The following is a 19,439-nucleotide window of genomic DNA, read 5'->3' on the forward strand; positions in this document are numbered from 1 at the left end:
CATCCCAACGCATCGGGAGCGCCAAGGTAGCCGGGGGCCTATTCGCCCTACGGCTTCTTGATCTCGAAGTCCTCCAGGAACTTGGTGGTGAACACGCCCTCGCGGAACTTCTCGTTCTGCATGAGCTGCAGGTGGAAGGGGATGGTAGTGCTCACGCCCTCGATCACATACTCGCTCAGCGCGCGCTCCATCTTGGTCAGGGCCTCCTCGCGGGTCTGCGCGCTCACGATCAGCTTGCCGATCATGCTATCGTAGTTCGGCGGGATGGTGTAGCCCGCATACACATGCGTATCCACGCGCACGCCATGGCCTCCGGGGCTGTGGTAGCTGGTGATCTTGCCGGGCGTGGGGCGGAAGTTGTTGAAGGGGTCCTCCGCGTTGATGCGGCACTGGATGCTGTGGCGCGTGGGCTCGTAGTTGAGTCCGCTGATGGGGATGCCGGCAGCGATCTTGATCTGCTCGCGGATCAGGTCGTAGTCGATCACCTCTTCGGTGATGGTGTGCTCCACCTGGATCCGCGTGTTCATCTCCATGAAGTAGAAGTTGCGGTCCTTGTCCACGAGGAACTCCACGGTGCCCACGCCTTCGTAGTTCACGCTGGCGGCGGCCTTGATGGCGGCGGCGCCCATCTTCTTGCGCAGCTCCTTGGTCATGAAGGGGCTCGGCGTCTCCTCCACGAGCTTCTGGTGACGGCGCTGGATGCTGCAGTCGCGCTCGCTCATGTGGCAGAAGGTGCCGTACTGGTCGCCGGCGATCTGGATCTCGATGTGGCGTGGCTCCAGGATGTACTTCTCCATGTACATGCCGGGGTTGCCGAATGCCGCACCCGCCTCTTGGCTCGCCTTCTCGAATGCTTCTTGGAACTCTTCCTCTTTCCACACCAGGCGCATGCCCTTGCCGCCGCCGCCCGCTGTTGCTTTCAGGATCACCGGATAGCCGATTTTCTTCGCTTCCTTCTTGGCGATGGCGATGTCGGTGACAAGGCCTTCCGTGCCCGGAACAACAGGCACCCCGGCTGCGATCATGGTGGCCTTGGCCGTGGCCTTGTCGCCCATGGCTTCGATCTGCTCGGGCGTTGCCCCGATGAACTTGATGTTGTGCTGCTGGCAGAGCTTGCTGAACTTGGCGTTCTCGCTGAGGAAGCCGTAGCCCGGATGGATCGCATCGGCGTTGGTGATCTCGGCGGCTGCGATGATGCGCGGCATGTTCAGATAGCTGTCCTTGCTCGGCGGAGGCCCGATGCACACGGCCTCATCGGCAAAGCGCACATGCAGGCTCTCACGATCAGCGGTGCTGTAAACGGCCACCGTCTTGATGCCCATTTCGCGGCAGGTGCGGATCACGCGAAGGGCGATCTCGCCGCGGTTGGCTATGAGGATCTTCTTGAACATCAGCGGGTGGGTTTTCCGCAGAGGCGCGAAGGCGCGGGGAATGCGTGGTGGAGAAAGGTCAATGGTTGCGACTCGGGTCCGGAGGTCATTGGATCGGCATCGTGTTCTACTCTGCGTCTCTGCGCCTCTGCGGCCAAGTATCAGGACGGATCGACCAGGAACAACGGCTGATCGTACTCCACTGGTTTGGCGTCGTCCACCAGCACCTTCACGATCTTGCCCGCCACATCGCTCTCGATCTCGTTGAAGAGCTTCATGGCCTCGATGATGCAGATGGTCTTGCCGGGCTTCACTTCGTCGCCCACATTCACGAATACGGGCTTTCCAGGACCAGCGCTGCGATAGAAGGTGCCGATCATGGGCGCCTTGATGGTGACGTACTTGGAATCGGCGGCCGGGGCGGCAGCAGGGGGCGCGGGCGCAGCAGCAGGTACCGGAGCAGGTGCTGCCACCGGTGCTTGTGGTGCATAGGCTGGCGCTTGGGCGGTGATCACCTGCACTTCCTTCTTGCCTGCGGGGGTCTTGATGGTGATCTTGAAATCCTTCTGTTCGATCTCCACCTCGCTCACGCCGCTCTTGGCCACGAACTTGATCAGGTCCTGGATCTGGGTAAGGTTCATCGGTTCGCTCATTTGGTGAAGGCTGCTCTCCGAAGAGGTTCGCCAATGTAGAGGTTCCTGTTATCCGCCATAGGCCCACTTGAGCCATATCGCCCCCCAGGTGAATCCGCCCCCGAAGGCGCTGAGGATGATGTTGTCGCCTTTCTTCAATCGCGGCTCCCACTCCCATAAGCAAAGGGGCAGTGTGCCGCTGGTGGTGTTGCCGTACTTCTCGATGTTCACCATCACCTTGCTGTCGTCGAGGCCCATGCGGTGGGCGGTGGCGTCGATGATGCGCTTGTTGGCCTGGTGCGGAACCAGCCAAGCCACATCCTCGGCCTTCAAGCCGTTCTTCTCCATGATCTCCGCGCTCACATCGGCCATGTTGGTCACGGCGAACTTGAACACGGCTTTGCCCTCCTGGTACACGTAATGCTCTTTACGCTCTATGGTGCGCTCGCTGGTCTGGTGCCAACTGCCACCGGCCTTCTGGTGCAGGTATTGGCAGCCGCTGCCATCGCTGCGCAGGATGCTGTCGAGGATGCCGGTGCCATCCGTGGTCGGCTCAAGGAGCACGGCGCCGCAGCCGTCGCCGAATATGATGCAGGTGGCACGGTCCTCATAGTCGATGATGGAGCTCATCTTGTCGCCGCCCACCACCACCACTTTCTTGTGCTTGCCGCTCTCCACGAATTGCGCGCCTGTGGTGAGGGCGTACAGGAATCCGCTGCAGGCAGCCATCAGGTCGAAGCCCCAGGCGTTCTTCGCGCCGATGGCGTCGCATACGATGTTGGCCGTGGCGGGGAACACGCGGTCGGGCGTCACCGTGGCCACGATCATCAGGTCGATCTCTTCCGGACCGATGCCGCGCTTCTTCAGCAGGCCATTCACCGCTTCAATGGCCATCACGCTCAGGCCTTGGTCCTTGCCGGTGAGGATGCGCCGCTCCTTGATTCCGGTGCGCTCGGTGATCCACGCATCGTTGGTGTCCACCATGGTCTCCAGCGCCTGATTGGTCAGCCGGTATTCGGGCAGATAGCCGTGCACAGCGGTGATGGCAGCGGTGACCTTCATGTTCACGAGAGTGCTTCGCGGATGCGGTCGTTGAGCTTGCTCTCCACCACCTCGCGGGTGAAGAGGATCATGTTCTTGATCGTGATGTCGTTGCTGATGCCGTGGCCGATGATCACGTTGCCGTTCACGCCAAGCACCGGCAGGCCGCCGTAGTTCTCGTAGTTGAAGCGGTCGAAGAAGGGCTCATGCACGCCGCGCTGCTCCAGCAGGTCATGGAAGGCCTCGACGGCCTTCAGCACCACGTTGCCGGTGAAGCCATCGGTCACGTACACATCGGCCTTGCCATTGAATAGGTCGCGCCCTTCCACGTTGCCGATGAAGTTGTATTGCTTCTGCTCGCGCATGACCTCATAGGTGGCCTGGCGCAACAGATCGCCCTTCTTCTCCTCTTCGCCGATATTGAGCAGTCCCACTTTCGGATCCGCGATGTGGTACACATGCTGCGCGAGCATCGAGCCGAGCAATCCGAATTGCGCGAGCACATCGGCCTTGCAATCGGCGTTGGCGCCAACGTCCACGAGGATGCCATAGCTGCCGTTCTCCTTGGGCACCACGCTGGGGATGCACGGGCGGATCACGCCGGGAATCGGCTTCACGCTGAAGATGCTGCCCACCAGCATGGCGCCGGTGTTGCCCGTGCTGGCGAAGGCGTCGAGCTGGCCTTCCTTCAGCAGATGGAAGCCGATGCTGATGCTGCTCTTGGGCTTAGCCTGCAGCGCCTTGGTGGCGTTATCGTTGAAGGTGATATCGTCTTGGCTGCCCACGATGTCGAAGGCCGCAGGGTCTCCGCCCTCGGCGGCGATTCCCTCTGCGATTACCGAAGCATCGCCGATGAGCACCAAGCGCACATCCGCTGGCAGCTCCTTTGCCGCCATTACGGCAGCGCGGATGGGAACGACCGGTCCGTGGTCGCTGCCCATGATGTCCACACCGATCCTCATGCTGAGGCTGGAGCGGTACGCAATGGATTATTCAGAAGCGCTCTTGTCCACTACCACGCGGCCGCGGTAGAAGAGTTTATCGCCCTCCTTGTGCGCGCGGTGGCGCAGGTGGGTGGCGCCCGTCTCGCTGTCCACGCTCAAGGTGGGGGCAGCGGCCTTGTAGGTGCTGCGGCGGCTGGCGGTGCGGGTCTTACTGAATCGGCGTTTCGGATTTGGCATGACGACAGGAGTTGTGGCCTAAGGCCGCTGTTGCTTGAGTTGGTTGAGGGCGTCCCAGCGAGGGTCAGGGACCGTTTCGTGCTCCACGCGCAATCTGCCCAGTGCTGCTTCCACTTCGGGGTCGCATTGGCCGGGGGCGTGCACACGGCGGGCCGGGAGGGCCAGCCGCAGGCATTCGTAGATGTAGTGCGTGAGGTTGATGCTGTGGGCCTTCGGGTCGAGCACCACCAGTTCCTCGTCGTCCTGGTCGGAATCGCCGTGGAGCTGGAAGATTTGGCGCTGATCGCCCTCGACGGGGATTTCCAAGGGGGCTGCGCAATGGTCGCAGGTGGTGCGCACAGTACCGGATATGTGCAGGTTGGCCACGAGCAGGGTTGCCGATTTGTCCAAGGTTACCCGCACTTCCACCGCGCCGCCGTCGAACTCCTCCTCATGGGCAGCCTCGAAGAAATCCTGGCCCAGCACCCACTCGAACTGGTGCTGGCCATCCTTCAAACCGGTGAAGGCGATGGTGTGATCCGCGAGGGCTTCCACAGGCTGTTGAAAACAGGTCGGCAAATGTAGGCGGCAGATCCATGCGGCCAAGAGAGCCGTTGGCTCAACGGGAGCTGGGAGCCAATATCGTTCGGCGCGGTTCAGGGCACCTAGCTGGACGCCTGTTGGATCACCTACCCCTCTTTCCGCTCCTTCTCTTTTTTCTGGGGCTGCAGGGGATTGGCCATGATGGCCTTGAAGCGCTCCCGGTTCGCACGGATATCGCAGGCCATCCATACGGCCGCACGGAGAGAGCCTTCGTCGGCGAGGCACTTGCCCGCGATGTCGAGGCCGGTGCCGTGGTCGGGGCTGGTGCGCACAATGGGGAGGCCCGCGGTGACATTCACCCCGTGGCCGAAGCTCAGGGCCTTGAATGGGGCTAGGCCCTGGTCGTGGTACATGGCCAGCACTCCGTCGAAATGCTTGTAGCCGCCACTGCCGAAGAAGCCGTCGGCGGCGTAAGGGCCCATGGCTTTGATGCCCTCTTCGTTCAACCTGCGAACGGCTGGGGCAATGCGCTCCTTGTCTTCGCTGCCCAAGGCGCCGCCATCGCCAGCATGCGGGTTGAGGCCGAGGATGGCGATGCGCGGCTCCAGCACGCCGAAATCGCGCATCAGGCTCTGGTGCAGCAGCCGGGCCTTGGCGATGATCCGCTCCGCCGTGATGGCTGCTGCCACATCCTTCAGCGGGATATGGCCGGTGACGCAGCCCACGCGCAGGCCTTCGCCCACCAGGATCATGAGCACTTCGCCATCACCGCCGGCCATCTGCTGCAGGTATTCGGTGTGACCTGGGTAGGCGAAGCCTGCCTGTTGCATGCTGTGCTTGTCGATCGGCGCGGTCACCAGCACATCAGTCTTGCCGCTGGCCAGGTCCTGCACGGCGGCTTCGAGGCTCTTGATGGCGAAGGCCGCCAAGGGGCCCGAAGGCTTACCGGGCTCGATGTCGAGTTCGTCCTCCCACAGGTTCACGAGGTTCAGTTTCTTCGGCAAGGCATCGCGGGCGTCGTTCACGCGGTGGAACTGGACTTCATCGAGCTTCAGAAGCTTGCGCCAGTGGCTCACGGCCTTGGCCGATGCGTAGAGCACCGGCGTGGCATCGGCCAGCATGCGGGGATCCTCGAAGCACTTGAGCACCACTTCGATGCCGATGCCGTTGAGGTCGCCGCACGAGATGCCGATGCGGACAGGATTGCGTGTTTCGTTCATTTGCTCGAAGAGGCGCGCAAGATCGCAGCCCTAACGCGCGGCCGCGCGCTGTTTGAGGAATTCATAGAGCAGCCGCACCCCGACCCCGGTGCCGCCGCGCGTGCGATAGCTATCGCGCTTGGTGATGAAGGCAGGGCCGGCGATATCGATGTGTATGAAGGGCCTGGTAGTGAAGCGGGCGAGGAACTTGCCGGCGGTCTGTGCGCCGGCCAAATCGCTGCCAAGGTTCTTGATGTCGGCCACTTCGCTTTTGATCTCCTCGCCGTATTCGTCCCAGAAGGGCAATTGCGCCACGCGCTCGTAGGTGGCGTGGCCCGCTGCTTCGAGCTTCTTGAACTCGGTTTCCGGAGCAGTGCCCATCACGGCGCTGCCGTAGTGGCCGACGGCGCGCATGGCGGCACCGGTTAGGGTGGCGAGGGTCATGACCAGTTCGCCGTTGTATTGCTCGGCATAGCTCAGCGCATCGGCCAGGATCATGCGGCCCTCTGCATCGGTGTTGAGCACTTCCACGGTGAGCCCGTTGTGCATGCGCACTACATCGCCGGGCGCATAAGCATTGCCGCCGGGACGGTTGTCGGTAGCAGGAATGAGGCCGATGATGTGCAATGGAAGCTCGCGCTTCGCGGCCACACTGATGGCGCAGGCCACAGCAGCGGCACCGGCCATGTCGCACTTCATCTGGTCCATGCTGTTGGGCGTGGGCTTCAGGCTGAGGCCGCCCGTATCGTACACCACGCCCTTGCCCACCAGCACGACCGGCTTCTTGTTCCCGGCGCCTTTCGGCTTCCACTCCAGGATGCTGAATGTGGGCTCGTCGATGCTGCCCTTGTTCACGGCAATGAGGCCGCCCATGCCCAGAGCCGCGATCTGCTCCTTACCCAGCACCTGCGCCTTGAAGCCCGCGTTGCGGCTGAGATTACGGATCTCAGCCGCGAGCTGCTTCGCGTTGAGGAAGCTCACCGGCTCGTTCACCAGGTCTCGCGCAGTGAATACGGCTTCGCAGAGGTCCGCGAGCTCTTCGGCTTGATCGGCGCTCACTTCCTTCGCCACAATGCCGAGCTTCTCCAGGGTCGGGGCCCCGTTCGAGTCGGTCTTGTACTTGCGGAAGGCGTAGCTGCCCAGAATGGCGCCTTCGGCCAGGGCCAGGGTCAGGGCGGCATCATCCTGAAGGCTGATCACCTGCGCATCCTTGCGTTTGGCGGCATTCAACCGTGCAGCCATGGCATCGCCGGCACGGCGTGCCTGCTCCAGGCGCTTTCCTGCATCGGGTGCGCTGGCCAGATGCGCCATCACCATCCGGCCGCTCACATCAACCACACCCAGTGCGGGGTCTGCTTTGAGCTGCTCAATCAGGTATTGGCGGTCGGCGCGCTCCAGGTCGAGGGTACGCAACTGCGCGAGTTCGTCGAGGATCACGAGGCTGTCGCGCGAGGCAGCGGCGCGCTGGGCCTTGGTCAATTCGATCATGGGCCGAAGATACCTGCTGCTCCCGGGCCGGTTGGGAGCCGCGCCGCAACGGGCATGGGCAAGCCTGATCCGAGCCGCGGCGGGGCGCGGGGCCACGGGGAAAGGTGCGGGAATCGTCGGGAACGGGAACGGGTGCCCTTGCCAATGGCCCATCTTTGCCTACCGATGCGATTGCTCCGCGCTTTCTTCATTTCATGCTTGGCGCTGACGGCCCTTGCCGTGCAAGCCACGCACAACCGCGCGGGGGAGATCATCGTGTGCCATGTGAGCGGGCTCACCTACGAGGCCACCATCATCACGCACACCAAAGTCTCTGCACCCGCCGACCGCCCGCAGCTCACCATCCATTGGGGCGATGGCGACAGCACCGTGCTGGACCGCCAATTGCCTTACCAAGAGGCCGATGATGTGCGCCGAAACGTGTACACCGGCACGCACACTTATGGGGGCCCTGGGGTGTTCACGCTCTATTTCTTCGATGAGAACCGCAATGCCGGGGTGCTGAACATCCCCAACTCGGTGAACCAGCCCTTCGCGGTGGAGACCCAATTGGTGATCAGCCCTGCGGGCGGCAACAATTGCTCGCCGCGCTTCCTGAAGTCACCCATCCAGGATGCGTGCTTCTGCCGGCCCTGGGTGCACAATCCGGTTGCATACGACCCCGATGGCGACAGCCTGAGCTTCGAGCCTGCGGCCTGCCTCGGCATCGATGTAGAGCCCATCGTCGGCTACCTGTTCCCCAACCAGACACCGGGCTGCAATGGCAACAGCTACAGCATCGACCCCATCACGGGCACCATCCGATGGTTGAATCCGGGCCAATTGGGCGAGTTCAACATCGCGTTCCGCGTGCTCGAATGGCGGCGCGTGAACGGCGTGATGCTGAATGTGGGCTGGGTAATGCGCGACATGCAAGTGACGGTGCTCACCTGCGACAATAACCCGCCGGTGATCGCTGCGGTGCAGGACACCTGCGTAACGGCCGGGACCCTCCTCGCCTTCAACGTTCAGGCTACCGATCCCAACTCCGGCGACCTGGTCACGCTCACCGCGCTCGGGCAGCCCTTCGTGGTGCCCAGCTCACCGGCCACTTTCGTGAGCCCATCGCCAGGTCAAGCGGTGTCTGGCATCTTCTCTTGGGGAACCAACTGCAGCCATGTGCGCCCGCAGCCTTACCAAGTGGTGTTCGAGGCGCACGATAACGACCCTGAGGTGGAGCTGTTCGACTACCGCACCATGAACATCACCGTGGTATCGCCGCCGCCCACCAACCCGATCGCCACGCCCAGCGGCAGCAGCATGCTGTTGAACTGGACGCCCACGGTGTGCACCAATGCGTCGGGCTATAAGATCTATCGGCGGCTCGGCGCTTATGGCTTCATCCCGGACAATTGCGAGACCGGTGTTCCCGCCTACACCGGCTACACGCTCATCGGCAGCGTCGGCGGATCCAGCACCGGCGCCTTCACGGATAACGGCCCCATCACCGTGGGCAACACTTACTGTTACATGGTGGTGGCCACCTTCACGAATGGCGCCGAGAGCTATGCCAGCGTCGAGTTCTGCGCAACCCTCACGCGACAGGTGCCCGTGATCACGCATGTGAGCGTGGGCGAGACCAGCACCACCACCGGCATCGACACGGTACGCTGGAGCAACGCGTACGACCTGGACACGCTGCTGCGCCCCGGCCCATATCAATTCAAGCTCTATCGCGGCACGGGCTTCACCAATGCCACCACCCTCATCCATACCAGCGGGCTACACCCCTTCCTCGCGCATCCCGACACGGAGTTCATCGATCTCGGCCTGAACACGCAGGACCAAGCGCACGTGTACCGCGTCGATTTCTTCGGCAGTGGCGGCAGCGATTTCATCGGCAGCAGCAGCGTGGCCTCGTCGGTCTTCATCAGCGCCGAGCCGAACGATGAGCAGCTCACCATCTCATGGGCGCTCAATACGCCATGGATCAATTCGCTCTATGAGGTGTACCGTGACATCGCGGGCAACTGGACGCTCGTGGGCACCAGCGCAACGAACAGCTTCACCGAGAACAGCCTTAGCAACGGAACGGACTACTGCTACCTCGTTCGCAGCACCGGCGCATACAGCAACCCCGGCATCCCAGCGCCGCTGATCAATTTCAGTCAGGAGCTCTGCGCGGCACCGCGCGATCGGACGCCGCCGTGCCCACCTACCGTTCAGATCGACAACGATTGCGAGACTCCATTGAACACGCTCACCTGGAACAACCCCAACCAGACCTGCGCTGACGATACGTACCAATACCATGTGTACTTCGCCGAGACGCCGACCTCGGAGTACCTGCTCATCGGCACGATCGTAGGTGCGGAGAATACCAGCTTCACACATGTGAACGGAACCAGCGTCTCGGGATGCTATCAGGTCACTGCCATCGACACCATTGGCAACGAGAGCGCATTCATCGAGCCGGTTTGCGGCGACAATTGCCCGCTCTACACCCTGCCCAACATCTTCACACCGAACGGCGATCGCATCAATGATCTCTTCGTTCCGTTCCCCTACCGCGGCGTGAAGGCGATCGATCTGCAGGTGTACAACCGCTGGGGGCAAACGGTCTTCAGCACCGAGGACCCCGATATCCTTTGGAATGGAACGCTGAACAACAATGGCGAAGCCTGCCCGGACGGCGTGTACTTCTACACCTGCATCGTCACCTTCGCGCGGCTCATGGGCGATGAGCCCAAGGAGCTCAAGGGTTACGTCCACATCAGTGGCGGCAAGGATTCGCCCAAGCTCAACTGATGTTCACTGGGCTTGTCGAGGAGATCGGCGCCATTGCTGCTGTGCGCAACGAAGGCAGCAATCGCGTGCTCACGGTAAAGGCGCGCATCGCGCCCGAGCTGAAGGTCGATCAAAGCGTTTCGCACAACGGGGCCTGCCTCACCGTGACCAGGGTCCTGGGCGATGCGTACGAGGTCGCGGCGGTGCAGGAGACCCTTGCACGCACGAACCTCAGCGCACTGCGCGTGGGCGATGCCGTGAACCTGGAGCGCAGCATGCGCCTCGGCGATCGCCTCGATGGTCACTTGGTGCAAGGCCATGTGGATGATGTGGTGCGCTGCACCGAGGTGCGCGACGAGCGCGGCAGCTGGGGCTTCCGTTTCGAGTTGCCTGAGGCCAAGCACTTGCTCGTTCCCAAGGGCAGCATCTGCCTCAACGGCGTGAGCCTGACCATCGCGCAGCTCAACGACGATGGCTTCGTCGTGGCCATCATCCCCTACACCTTCGACCACACCACCTTCAAGTTGCTCAACGCCGGCGATACCGTGAACGTGGAGTACGATGTGCTGGGAAAGTATGTGGCGCGGATGATGGAGGGGAGGTGATTGCTGCATGCGACAAAATCGAAGGGCGGCCGATGATCGGCCGCCCTTCGCGTTGTTGGGCCGGTTGTGGCCCGGTGCCTGCCGCCTTACGCTGCCGCCGCTGCCTCCTGCTTGCTCGGCAGGAGCTGGAAGTTGCTCATGACCACCTCGGTGATGTAGCGCTTGCTGCCATCCTTGGCCTCATAGCTCCGATGCACCAAGCGCCCTTCGAGCATCACCGGTGAGCCTTTGCGCAGCAGGCGCTCGGCCATCTCAGCGGTCTGCCCCCAAGCCACCACGGTGTGCCATTGGGTGTCCGTGACGCGCTCGCCGCTGGCGTTCTTGTAGCTGTCGTGCGTGGCCACCGAGAGGCGGGCCACCTTGCGGCCTTTCGCGATCTCGCGCACTTCCGGATCGAATCCGAGGTTTCCGATGAGATGGACTTTGTTCTTCAGCGTGTTCATGGTGCTTGGGTGTTTGTGTGTTTGACTTGTTGCTCCGCCGTCCGGTGCTGATGCCGTCCGACGCTGCAAACATTTTCTCTTGCCCCGCTCCGCATTCGGCCAGTACCCGCTTGTAGTTGATTGCAGCCGTTTGTTTGCCGTTTGCTGTCGGGTCGGCCTGCGGTGGTCAATCGCACCAGCTTCGTCAGCACAATGGTTCGACTCTAACCTCGGCGCATCCAACCGTACATCGCGCAAGCCTATCTTCCCGTGCCGATTAGCCAAGGCAGCGTTGCTGGAGCGACAGGTGTCTTGGCGCTAGAACGGCCCTTGGTTGCGTGAACCCACCGAACGCGAACTGGTGAAGGGCTGCCTGGCGGGCGAGCGCCGCTGCCAGGAAGCTCTTTATGCACGGTACGCGCGCCGCATGTACGCGGTGTGCCTTCGGTACGCGCGCCATGAGCTGGAGGCCCAAGACCTGATGCAAGAAGGATTCATCCGCGTGTTCGAGAAGCTGAAGGACTTCCGCATGGAGGGCTCGCTGGAAGGCTGGGTGCGCCGGATCATGGTACATACCGCGATCAATTGTTACCGCCGCAAGAGCTTCCAGCAAGAACGCTTCGGCCTGGAGAAGCTGCCGGAGGACCCTGTGCCCGCGGATGCCCTTGACCGTTTGGGCACCGAAGAGATCATGGGCATGGTCTCAGCGCTCCCGGAAGGATACCGTATGGTGTTCAACCTTTTTGCCATCGAAGGATTCGACCACGCCGAGATCGCCGGCATGCTGGGCTGCGGCGAGAGCACTTCACGCAGCCAGCTAGCCAAGGCCCGGCGCATGCTGCAATCCATGATCAACGCTTCAACCACCCCTGTGCATGTCGGGAATGCATCCCATTGATGAGTTCTTCCGTCAGCGGCTCGAGGGCGCTGGCGCCGAGCCGCCCGCTGAGCTGGGCCACTCGATCCTGGCGCATGTGCAGGCCCGCAAGCGACGCGGATCCCTCTGGCGCAAGCGCATGCTGGCGCTCTTGCTGCTGCTGATCGGAGGTGCTTCGGGCGTGCTATGGATGCTGCGAGACCCGGGCCAAAGCGCTCACACACCGATTGCCGCTGCGGACTCGACCGCCGAGGCGGTGCCCCCCGGGGAACCCAATCGTCCGAGCGTATCGCATGCGTCGGGGTCGCTAATCGAATCTGCCGTCGAGTCGCCGGCCCCCGCACCGAAGAACACCCCGGATATATTGACCGAGCGCTTGCCTGTTTCCCAGCAAGGTTCGTTGGCGAGACCGTTCGGTTCACCAGTGAACGGGGGCGTTTCACCAACCCCTCCGACCACTCGAGTGGTTGCAGTTGAATCCGAGGATTCGGCTCCGGAAAGCGCGCCCCAGGGCTCTGCGCAACCCTCAAACAAGCCCGAAGCAGAATCCGCCGAAACCGGACTTGCGCGTGAGCTCCTCCATCCCATGGAACCAATCCTGGCAGACGCCGCGTTACCAGCGTTGGATCCTTGGGGGCCGGACGTTGTGAGAGCGGAGCGACTGCGCGGCCAATGGTGGGCAGCGCTCACCGGCAGCGCACAAGCATCGCGCTACCAATGGCAGAGCGAGCATGCGAACCTGGAGCGCGCGCTCCAGGGATCCGGTCGCTATCGGGGCGGATGGGCCATTGGCGCCCTTGTGGGACGAAGCTGGCCTTCTGGATTGAGCGTCGGCGTGGGCATTGAGGCAGACCGCTTCGACCAGAGTTTTCGGCACGTGGACCGCCGAACGGAGGAGCAGACGGAGACCGTGACGCATGTGGTGTCCTTGAACACCCAGGTCTTCACGAGCACGGTTGAAACCGTAACCACCCCGGTTGTGCATGAGTCCCTGGCCGAGGGGGCGGATCGCCGAGTGCGCTTACGTGTTCCCGTGGAGCTGGCTTGGAGCCTCCAGCGTGGTCACTGGTGCTTCGGAGCGCGCTTGGGCGCTGTTGGCGAGCACACCACCGTCCATTCTTCCTCGAGCCTGGCCTTGGACTATTCCGATGGCTTGGTCCATTCGCGTTCGCTCTCGCAATCCGAACTGCGCTCGCGTTACCCGTTGAGCCTTTCAGGCCTTGCCGGATTCGATATCGGATTCTCCGTGAGCGACCGCGCGCGGATCATGGCCACGCCATTCGCATCACGGTCGCTGGCCGTCTTCGGCCCCGGATCCGATGCTCAAGCGCATCCGGAACGATTCGGGCTGCGCCTCATGCTCCAACATCGATTCTGATCACATGCCGCTTACCCGGAACCTCCTTCTAGCTGCGCCCCTCCTGCTCTCAACTAACAGTGCGCTCCAGGCTCAGGTGCTCAGCGGATACGATGCGGCCAAGGGCGGAGGCACGCTGCAGACCTGTGATACCAGCATGCACGTTGATTTCGCCATCGGCTATCAGGATGGCTACGCCTGCCTCTTCAACCCTGACGTGCAGCCGGGCAGCACCACGGTCACCGGCGCCCAATGGGATTATTACCATTATGGGTCCAGCGAGTGGGTCACGAACTATGCTGGTTCACCCACCGTGCCATACAGCTCTCCGCAACCATATCCCATGTGCTATACGGTACAGGCCTTCGACCAGATGGCCTCGCAACCGTGCATCACCACGGTATGCAAGCTGGTTGCGCCGCAAGCGTATGCGGTATGCGCTGGGCTTGCTCCCAACTTCGGGATCCTCGCCGTTGATGGCAGCATGATCACTTTCGAGAACCTGTCGCTATTCCCTGGAGGCAGCGTTGCCGATGCCTATTGGGACTTTGGCGATGGCAGCAGTATCGCGACCGCCTCTTCGCCATCGCATGACTTTTCCGGCGCCGGACCTTTCGAGGTCTGCCTGACCGTTGTCGGCGCGGCGCCCACCTACTGCACGGCCACCTTGTGCCAATGGCTCTACCTCGGCCCATCCGGGATGCCCTGTGAAGAGGTGGTGGATCAAGGATTCGTGGTGCTGCAATACGAGAACCTCGTTGGCGTTATGGATACTTCACTCACCACGGGCATGAACGCCGGCTATAGCTGGCACTTCGGCGATGGCGCGGTGGCCACGGGCAGGATCGCGGCGCACGCCTACGTGCCGTTCCAGAGCTACGAGCTCTGCGGCACCTTGCGGGTGTGGGGCCCGCTGCTGAGCGACACCTGCGTGAGCACCATCTGCCGTGAAGTCACCATCCTACCGGTGGTCGGGCTGGATGAACAGGCCGAAGGCCAAGCCCCGTTGGCCTGGCCTTCGCCATTCACCGATGTGCTGCAAATAGGCGCCTCAAGAACGCCGCGCCGACTGGCCTTGATCGATGCCGGTGGGCGCACAGTGATGGAGACCGGGCTGCCCGCCTCGACCGCTTCACGGCCCTTGCACGTGGGCCACCTCGCGGCGGGCAGCTACCTGCTCACCCTTGAAGACGAGCATGGGCGCTTCGCTCAGCGCCTGGTGAAGCAGCCCTGACCGGATCATTCGGTCTCAACCTGGACGGTCTCCGCCTTGGAGGCCAGCAACTGGTAATCAGAGAGCACGACCTCGGTGCTGGTCCGCTTGCTGCCGTCCTTGGCCTCGTAGGTTCGATGCACCAAGCGGCCTTCCACCACTAAGCCACTGCCCTTGCGCACCAGCGTGGCCAAGCGTTCGGCCTGCTTGCCCCAAGCCACCACCGGATGCCATTGCGTATCGTCTTTCCATTCGCCGCCAGCGCTCTTGAAGCGCTCATTGGTAGCGATGCTCAAGCGCAGCATGGCGTTGCCGGTGCTGGCGGTCCTCAGCTCGGGGTCCTGTCCGATGCGGCCCACGAGCTGCACTTTGTTCTTCATCGTCGTGATCATGTTCATTGGTGTTTCATGGCCCAGCCGACATGGCTGTCCTTCTGGCGGCAAATCGAAGGAGGCTGCGGGCCACGATTCGTGTGAATGGCATTTGCAGGCGTTCATCGTTGTTTGCTTCCGTTTGCTTGACGCGTTCAGGCGGCGCGGGAATACGTGCATGGGCGAGGCTTGCGCTCTACATTCGCGCCTGCCTGCAAGCAAGCCTGAAGACACCGTCCAACCCCAATTCCCTGACCCATGAGCGGAACCGCGAAGAAGATCCTGGTGCCCACTGATTTCACCAAAGTGGCGGACAACGCCATCAGCCACGCCATGCGTTTAGCCAAGCATACGGGCGCCGAAGTGTACCTGCTGCATGTGGTGGCCAAACAGGACGAAGTGGACGAGACCCGCAGGAAGCTGGAGCTCGAGCAGCAGCGCGCACAGTCCATGGAAGCAGGCGTTGTCGTGCATAAGCTCGTGCGAGTGGGCTCAATCTTCGACGACATCGGTGATGCGGCGGCGGAGATCGGTGGCGGGCTGATCGTGATGGGCACGCATGGCATGCGCGGCATGCAGTTCATCACCGGCAGCCGGGCGCTGCGCGTGATCACCAGCAGCCAGGTGCCGTTCATCGTGGTGCAGGAGCGCGGGATCAAGGAGGGCGGCTACGACAGCATCGTGGTACCGCTCGACCTTCACAAGGAGACCCGGCAGAAGCTGACTGCGGTAGCCGATATGGCCAAGACCTTCCAGAGCAAGGTGCACCTACTGGTTCCCAAGGAAGAGGATGAGTTCCTGCACAAGCAGCTGCAGAACCACATCAAGTTCGCCAAGCAGTACCTCGATGAGCGCGGCATCGCGCACGACGCGCGGATCGCCGATGAGGACAGCGGTGATTTCGTGAAGGCCGTGGTGAAGCATGCCGTTGCGGTGGATGCCGATCTGATCGCGATCATGAACCTTTCGCAAGGCAACATCTTCGGCGTGCTGGGCGTGCCCTATGAGCAGGAGATCATCACCAACGAGGCACAGATCCCGGTGATGTGCATGAACCCGCGCGAGACCAACACCGGAGGGGGAGGCTGGAGCTTCCAGTAGGCCTGCGGGGTAGGTCGGTTGTACTGGTGACCGGCTGAGTGGCGTGCGGCTTGGAGGGGACCAACTGGATCTCCCGATTTCCTCAACGTGCCCCCGGGCTCAAGCCCTCATCCCGATGACCAGGATGTCATCGACCTGCTCATGCGCGCCCCGCCAGGCGTTGAAGGCATCGTGCAGCATGCGTCGCTGGCGCTCCGGAGCATGGCCGCTCACCTCGACGAGCAGTTCCCGGAAGCGACGGTACAGGAACTTCTTCCCGTTGGGCCCGCCGAACTGATCGGCGAAGCCGTCGGAGAACACGTATACCATGTCGCCCGAACGCAATTCAATGGAATGCTGCATGAAATCCTGGCCCTGCGGCTCGAAGTTGCCGATGGCCGCCTTGTTGGGCGCGTAGGTCAGGGTCTCGCCGTTGCGCACCACATAGAGCGGGCAGTTCGCGCCGGAATACTCGAGCGTGCGGCTCTGCGGGTCGTAGCTGCAGAGGGCGAGGTCCATGCCGTCGCGGATCAGGTGCTGCTCCCGGTCCTTGTGAAGGGCCTCGAAGGCGGTGCGGTTCAATTCGCGAAGCACATCGGCCGGGCGCCATATGCCGCGGTCCTTGGCGGCTTGGTTGAGGCCGTTATGGCCGATGAGACTCATGAAAGCCCCGGGCACACCATGTCCTGTGCAGTCCACCGCTGCGAACAGGATGCGGTCACCCACGCGCTCGACCCAATAGAAATCGCCGCTCACGATGTCCTTGGGGCGGTAATACACGAAGGCTTCGGGCAGCAGCTCACGGATTCGGCGCTCGGGCGGCAGGATCGAATCCTGCAGGCGCTTGGCGTAGCGGATGCTGTCCGTGACGTTCTTGTATAGGTCAACCACTTTGCGGCTCTGGCGCTCCACCTCCTCCTTCTGCCTCACGACCTCCTCCGTGCGCTCGGCCACCTTCATCTCCAAGATTCGCTCGCGCTGGCCTAGCTCGTCGCGCATCTTCAGCAGCGCGTGGCCCAGCATGTCCTCTTCGCTGAGCGGCTGGTACTCCGCGCTGAAGTCGCCGGCGGCCACGGCGTGTGAGAAGTCCGTGGTCCGCCTAAGGCCGTCAATGAGTGCACCGAGCGCCCGGCTCATGTCGCCCACCTCATCATTGGTGATGCGCACGCGGGTGCGCGGGAAGACCCCGCGGCCCAGGCTGAGCAGGATGCCTCGCAGGCGCTGCACCGGGGTGACGATGCCCCGGATGATGAGGAAGGCCACGATGATTCCGACCACCACGAGCGCCATGCCCATGTACAGCACGAAGAACTTGAGCGAGTCGAAGCTCTTGATCATGCCCGAGCTAAGCTCACGCCGCTTGCGCTCCTGCATATCCAATAGCCGGTCGAGCTCAGCCAGCACTTTAGCGGTCTGCTGATCGATGGGCCCGTTCTCCTCGGCCATGCTGGTACGGTCCATGTGCACGAAGGGGTCGTTGTAGCTCTCCAGCGAGGGGAGCATGCGCTTGATGCTGTCATGCAGCGCCATGAGCTCGCCCAGTTGCGCGTGCACCTGGGTCATGATGGCCACTTCATCATGCGACCATCGCGCCATGAGCGTATCGACCTCGTCGAGGGCGGCTGGGATGCGCTGGGTGGAGATCTCGACCAAGGAGCTCTTCTCGGGCGCGTCCGCACGGCTCTCGATCAGGGCCCAGTGCTTGATGAGCATGTGCGCGCTCACCGTGAGGTTCCGCAAGGCCACGAGCGCATCCACTGAGGGGGAGTACACCTCGTTGATCTCCTTGTTGATCTCCCGGCTGCGCTCCAGGGTTCGGTTGGTGAGCAACACTACCACAAGGGCGAAGAAGATGAACAGGCCGAAGCCCAGCCCGATCTTGCGTCCGATGGTGATGCGCAAAGCCATGTGCGCTAGCGGTCCTCCTGCGGCGGAAGGGCCTCGTAAAGCTCGCGGAAGCGCTCGGAGTTCATCTCGTCCTGCAGGCTGTAATAGATGCCCTCGAGGCCTAGGAGGGTTTCTCGGCGGCTGGGGTTCATGTCATGCGCTTTCAGCATGAAGGGCAGCGCGAGCTGGAAGTATTCGCGTGCCACCTCCTGCACCTGCTGCATGGTGATCAGGTCAGCCTCCGCTTGGAGCGCGCGGATGCGGTACACGCCCATGTTGTAGAAGAGCGTGGCCAGGTTGTAGTTCGCGCCGTAGTTCTCCGGGTCGATCCGGAGCACGCCCTGGTAGGTCTCGGTGGCCCGCTCGAACCATTCGGTGCGGGTCCGATCCTCGTTGAAGCGCTTGGTGTAAAGGGTGCCGAGCGCGTTGGCGAACTCGGCCGAGCGCGAGCGCAGGTCCGTTTCAGGCCTCACCCTCAACGTACTCTCTCGGTAGGCATCGAAGAGCTCCACGGCGCGCGTGTCCTGGCCCTCTCCCAATGCCTTGGCGGCTTCGTTGTAGCAGGAGCGCGAGAGAAAGTCATACGCCTGAAGGGCGTTGTCGCGGTACGTGCTATCGCGGTCGATCTCAAGCGTGCGATACAGGCTCGCCATGGCCGAGTCGCGAGCAGCATCAGCCTCGCGCGTGCCGGATCTGGCCTTGTAGATGTCCTTGTAAACGAAGCCGCGCAGGAGCCAGGCCTCGGCATTGGCCGCATGCTGCGGCGATACCACGGCTTCGTCAACCAATATGCGAGCTCCGGCGAGGTCGCCCGCTTGGTACTTGCGCAGCGCCTCGACCAGCGGGTCTTGCGCACGCACCGCAATCGCCACTATGGCGAAGAGCACTAAGAGGGTTGCCCGTGCGTTCATGGTCATTCCTGCACGCGGTGCGCGAGGTTCTTCAGGGTGAGGCCCACCACCAAGCCATGCTGCCGGGCATTGGCCATGCTCAATTCGTACTTCAGCAGGTTGTCCACCTTCACGAAGTTCGCAATGGCTCCGTCTTCAAGGGCGCCCGCGTACTCGGTGACGATCATGGTAGGCTTTCCCTGGTTTCGCTTGTAGATCTCCGGCAACAACGCTAGTTCGCTCTTGCCCACGAAGAGGATGTGGCAACGCTCCACGTCTGTCGAGCGCGGCAGTTTTCGCACCTCAATGGGCTGCTTGCCAATGGTTCGTGTGCTGTACTGCTTGATCAGCTCCTGATAAAGGTTGGCCCCGCCGAGCACGCCGATGATGAAGTTGCCCTGCCTCATGCCCTCGTCCTTCCACTCCACCAGTTTGGCGATGTTGTACAGGTAGTTGGCCTGCAGGATCGCCGTGGTGTCCTTCTCCGAGTCGCGCGGCTGCTGGGCGGCGCTACAGACCAGCAGCAGCGCCAGCATGA

Annotated in this window: 19 protein-coding genes; 6 read left to right on the top strand and 13 right to left on the bottom strand. The window is 62.4% G+C overall.

Features of this window, described 5'->3' with window-relative positions; genetic code table 11:
* Positions 1–47 precede the first annotated feature (47 nt).
* The 8 genes from accC to IPM12_03680 all read right to left on the bottom strand — a co-directional run bounded on the left by accC (position 48) and on the right by IPM12_03680 (position 7,433).
* Positions 48–1,391: an acetyl-CoA carboxylase biotin carboxylase subunit gene (accC, locus tag IPM12_03645; GenBank protein MBK9146899.1), complete on the bottom strand. Its 1,344-nt coding sequence runs from the start codon at positions 1,389–1,391 to the stop codon at positions 48–50.
* A gap of 140 nt (positions 1,392–1,531) precedes the next feature.
* Positions 1,532–2,011 (bottom strand): acetyl-CoA carboxylase biotin carboxyl carrier protein, encoded by a 480-nt coding sequence (gene accB / locus IPM12_03650; GenBank protein ID MBK9146900.1) that lies wholly within the window; start codon positions 2,009–2,011, stop codon positions 1,532–1,534.
* A 60-nt stretch (positions 2,012–2,071) separates the two neighbouring features.
* Entirely contained in the window at positions 2,072–3,064 is a 993-nt protein-coding gene (locus tag IPM12_03655; GenBank protein MBK9146901.1) for a ketoacyl-ACP synthase III, read from the bottom strand.
* Between the two features lie 2 nt (positions 3,065–3,066).
* Positions 3,067–4,005: a phosphate acyltransferase gene (locus IPM12_03660; GenBank protein MBK9146902.1), complete on the bottom strand. Its 939-nt coding sequence runs from the start codon at positions 4,003–4,005 to the stop codon at positions 3,067–3,069.
* A gap of 27 nt (positions 4,006–4,032) precedes the next feature.
* Positions 4,033–4,224, bottom strand: coding sequence for a 50S ribosomal protein L32 (gene rpmF / locus IPM12_03665; GenBank protein MBK9146903.1), 192 nt, complete (start codon positions 4,222–4,224; stop codon positions 4,033–4,035).
* 18 nt (positions 4,225–4,242) lie between these two features.
* Positions 4,243–4,758, bottom strand: coding sequence for a DUF177 domain-containing protein (locus IPM12_03670; protein ID MBK9146904.1), 516 nt, complete (start codon positions 4,756–4,758; stop codon positions 4,243–4,245).
* Positions 4,759–4,892: 134 nt separating this feature from the next.
* A complete protein-coding gene (pdxA, locus tag IPM12_03675; protein MBK9146905.1) occupies positions 4,893–5,966 on the bottom strand; it encodes a 4-hydroxythreonine-4-phosphate dehydrogenase PdxA in 1,074 nt (357 codons plus the stop codon).
* A 30-nt stretch (positions 5,967–5,996) separates the two neighbouring features.
* Positions 5,997–7,433: a leucyl aminopeptidase gene (locus tag IPM12_03680; GenBank protein ID MBK9146906.1), complete on the bottom strand. Its 1,437-nt coding sequence runs from the start codon at positions 7,431–7,433 to the stop codon at positions 5,997–5,999.
* Between the two features lie 198 nt (positions 7,434–7,631).
* Here IPM12_03680 and IPM12_03685 point away from each other — a divergent pair, with 198 nt between their 5' ends.
* On the top strand, positions 7,632–10,220 hold the full coding sequence (locus IPM12_03685; GenBank protein MBK9146907.1) for a gliding motility-associated C-terminal domain-containing protein: 2,589 nt from the start codon (positions 7,632–7,634) through the stop codon (positions 10,218–10,220).
* On the top strand, positions 10,220–10,804 hold the full coding sequence (locus IPM12_03690; protein MBK9146908.1) for a riboflavin synthase: 585 nt from the start codon (positions 10,220–10,222) through the stop codon (positions 10,802–10,804). Before IPM12_03685 ends, IPM12_03690 begins: the two co-directional genes overlap by 1 nt.
* Before the next feature lie 86 nt (positions 10,805–10,890).
* On the opposite strand, the gene IPM12_03695 is transcribed toward IPM12_03690, so the two are convergent.
* Positions 10,891–11,247 (bottom strand): single-stranded DNA-binding protein, encoded by a 357-nt coding sequence (locus IPM12_03695; GenBank protein ID MBK9146909.1) that lies wholly within the window; start codon positions 11,245–11,247, stop codon positions 10,891–10,893.
* Positions 11,248–11,653: 406 nt separating this feature from the next.
* Between IPM12_03695 and IPM12_03700 the strand changes: the two genes are divergently transcribed.
* The 3 genes from IPM12_03700 to IPM12_03710 all read left to right on the top strand — a co-directional run bounded on the left by IPM12_03700 (position 11,654) and on the right by IPM12_03710 (position 14,694).
* Entirely contained in the window at positions 11,654–12,124 is a 471-nt protein-coding gene (locus tag IPM12_03700) for a sigma-70 family RNA polymerase sigma factor (GenBank protein MBK9146910.1), read from the top strand.
* A 565-nt stretch (positions 12,125–12,689) separates the two neighbouring features.
* A complete protein-coding gene (locus IPM12_03705) occupies positions 12,690–13,481 on the top strand; it encodes a hypothetical protein (GenBank protein MBK9146911.1) in 792 nt (263 codons plus the stop codon).
* 4 nt (positions 13,482–13,485) lie between these two features.
* Positions 13,486–14,694, top strand: coding sequence for a hypothetical protein (locus IPM12_03710; protein ID MBK9146912.1), 1,209 nt, complete (start codon positions 13,486–13,488; stop codon positions 14,692–14,694).
* 5 nt (positions 14,695–14,699) lie between these two features.
* Here IPM12_03710 and IPM12_03715 read toward each other — a convergent pair whose 3' ends face one another.
* Positions 14,700–15,062 carry a single-stranded DNA-binding protein gene (locus IPM12_03715; protein MBK9146913.1) on the bottom strand — a complete coding sequence of 121 codons (363 nt, stop codon included), beginning with the start codon at positions 15,060–15,062 and terminating at the stop codon, positions 14,700–14,702.
* Between the two features lie 240 nt (positions 15,063–15,302).
* On the opposite strand from IPM12_03715, the gene IPM12_03720 reads away from it, so the two are divergent.
* A complete protein-coding gene (locus IPM12_03720; protein MBK9146914.1) occupies positions 15,303–16,145 on the top strand; it encodes a universal stress protein in 843 nt (280 codons plus the stop codon).
* A 99-nt stretch (positions 16,146–16,244) separates the two neighbouring features.
* On the opposite strand, the gene IPM12_03725 is transcribed toward IPM12_03720, so the two are convergent.
* Genes IPM12_03725 through IPM12_03735 form a run of 3 tightly spaced genes read right to left on the bottom strand, consistent with a single transcriptional unit; the run spans position 16,245 to position 19,437 of the window.
* The gene (locus tag IPM12_03725) at positions 16,245–18,032 is read right to left on the bottom strand and encodes a SpoIIE family protein phosphatase (GenBank protein ID MBK9146915.1); all 1,788 of its coding nucleotides are present in this window, start codon (positions 18,030–18,032) and stop codon (positions 16,245–16,247) included.
* Positions 18,033–18,037: 5 nt separating this feature from the next.
* Positions 18,038–18,922, bottom strand: coding sequence for a hypothetical protein (locus tag IPM12_03730; GenBank protein MBK9146916.1), 885 nt, complete (start codon positions 18,920–18,922; stop codon positions 18,038–18,040).
* A gap of 2 nt (positions 18,923–18,924) precedes the next feature.
* Positions 18,925–19,437: a YfiR family protein gene (locus IPM12_03735; GenBank protein MBK9146917.1), complete on the bottom strand. Its 513-nt coding sequence runs from the start codon at positions 19,435–19,437 to the stop codon at positions 18,925–18,927.
* Positions 19,438–19,439 lie beyond the last annotated feature (2 nt).

The sequence above is a fragment of the Flavobacteriales bacterium genome, from assembly GCA_016716605.1.
Lineage (GTDB): Bacteria > Bacteroidota > Bacteroidia > Flavobacteriales_F > PHOS-HE28 > PHOS-HE28.

What these genes read in the sequence shown, in the direction of transcription:
- accC (MBK9146899.1), bottom strand. Translation starts at nt 1,391, where the DNA reads ATGTTCAAGAAGATCCTCATAGCCAACCGCGGCGAGATCGCCCTTCGC.
- accB (MBK9146900.1), bottom strand. Translation starts at nt 2,011, where the DNA reads ATGAACCTTACCCAGATCCAGGACCTGATCAAGTTCGTGGCCAAGAGC.
- IPM12_03655 (MBK9146901.1), bottom strand. Translation starts at nt 3,064, where the DNA reads ATGAAGGTCACCGCTGCCATCACCGCTGTGCACGGCTATCTGCCCGAA.
- IPM12_03660 (MBK9146902.1), bottom strand. Translation starts at nt 4,005, where the DNA reads ATGAGGATCGGTGTGGACATCATGGGCAGCGACCACGGACCGGTCGTT.
- rpmF (MBK9146903.1), bottom strand. Translation starts at nt 4,224, where the DNA reads ATGCCAAATCCGAAACGCCGATTCAGTAAGACCCGCACCGCCAGCCGC.
- pdxA (MBK9146905.1), bottom strand. Translation starts at nt 5,966, where the DNA reads ATGAACGAAACACGCAATCCTGTCCGCATCGGCATCTCGTGCGGCGAC.
- IPM12_03680 (MBK9146906.1), bottom strand. Translation starts at nt 7,433, where the DNA reads ATGATCGAATTGACCAAGGCCCAGCGCGCCGCTGCCTCGCGCGACAGC.
- IPM12_03690 (MBK9146908.1), top strand. Translation starts at nt 10,220, where the DNA reads ATGTTCACTGGGCTTGTCGAGGAGATCGGCGCCATTGCTGCTGTGCGC.
- IPM12_03695 (MBK9146909.1), bottom strand. Translation starts at nt 11,247, where the DNA reads ATGAACACGCTGAAGAACAAAGTCCATCTCATCGGAAACCTCGGATTC.
- IPM12_03700 (MBK9146910.1), top strand. Translation starts at nt 11,654, where the DNA reads ATGTACGCGGTGTGCCTTCGGTACGCGCGCCATGAGCTGGAGGCCCAA.
- IPM12_03705 (MBK9146911.1), top strand. Translation starts at nt 12,690, where the DNA reads ATGGAACCAATCCTGGCAGACGCCGCGTTACCAGCGTTGGATCCTTGG.
- IPM12_03710 (MBK9146912.1), top strand. Translation starts at nt 13,486, where the DNA reads ATGCCGCTTACCCGGAACCTCCTTCTAGCTGCGCCCCTCCTGCTCTCA.
- IPM12_03720 (MBK9146914.1), top strand. Translation starts at nt 15,303, where the DNA reads ATGAGCGGAACCGCGAAGAAGATCCTGGTGCCCACTGATTTCACCAAA.
- IPM12_03725 (MBK9146915.1), bottom strand. Translation starts at nt 18,032, where the DNA reads ATGGCTTTGCGCATCACCATCGGACGCAAGATCGGGCTGGGCTTCGGC.
- IPM12_03730 (MBK9146916.1), bottom strand. Translation starts at nt 18,922, where the DNA reads ATGAACGCACGGGCAACCCTCTTAGTGCTCTTCGCCATAGTGGCGATT.
- IPM12_03735 (MBK9146917.1), bottom strand. Translation starts at nt 19,437, where the DNA reads ATGCTGGCGCTGCTGCTGGTCTGTAGCGCCGCCCAGCAGCCGCGCGAC.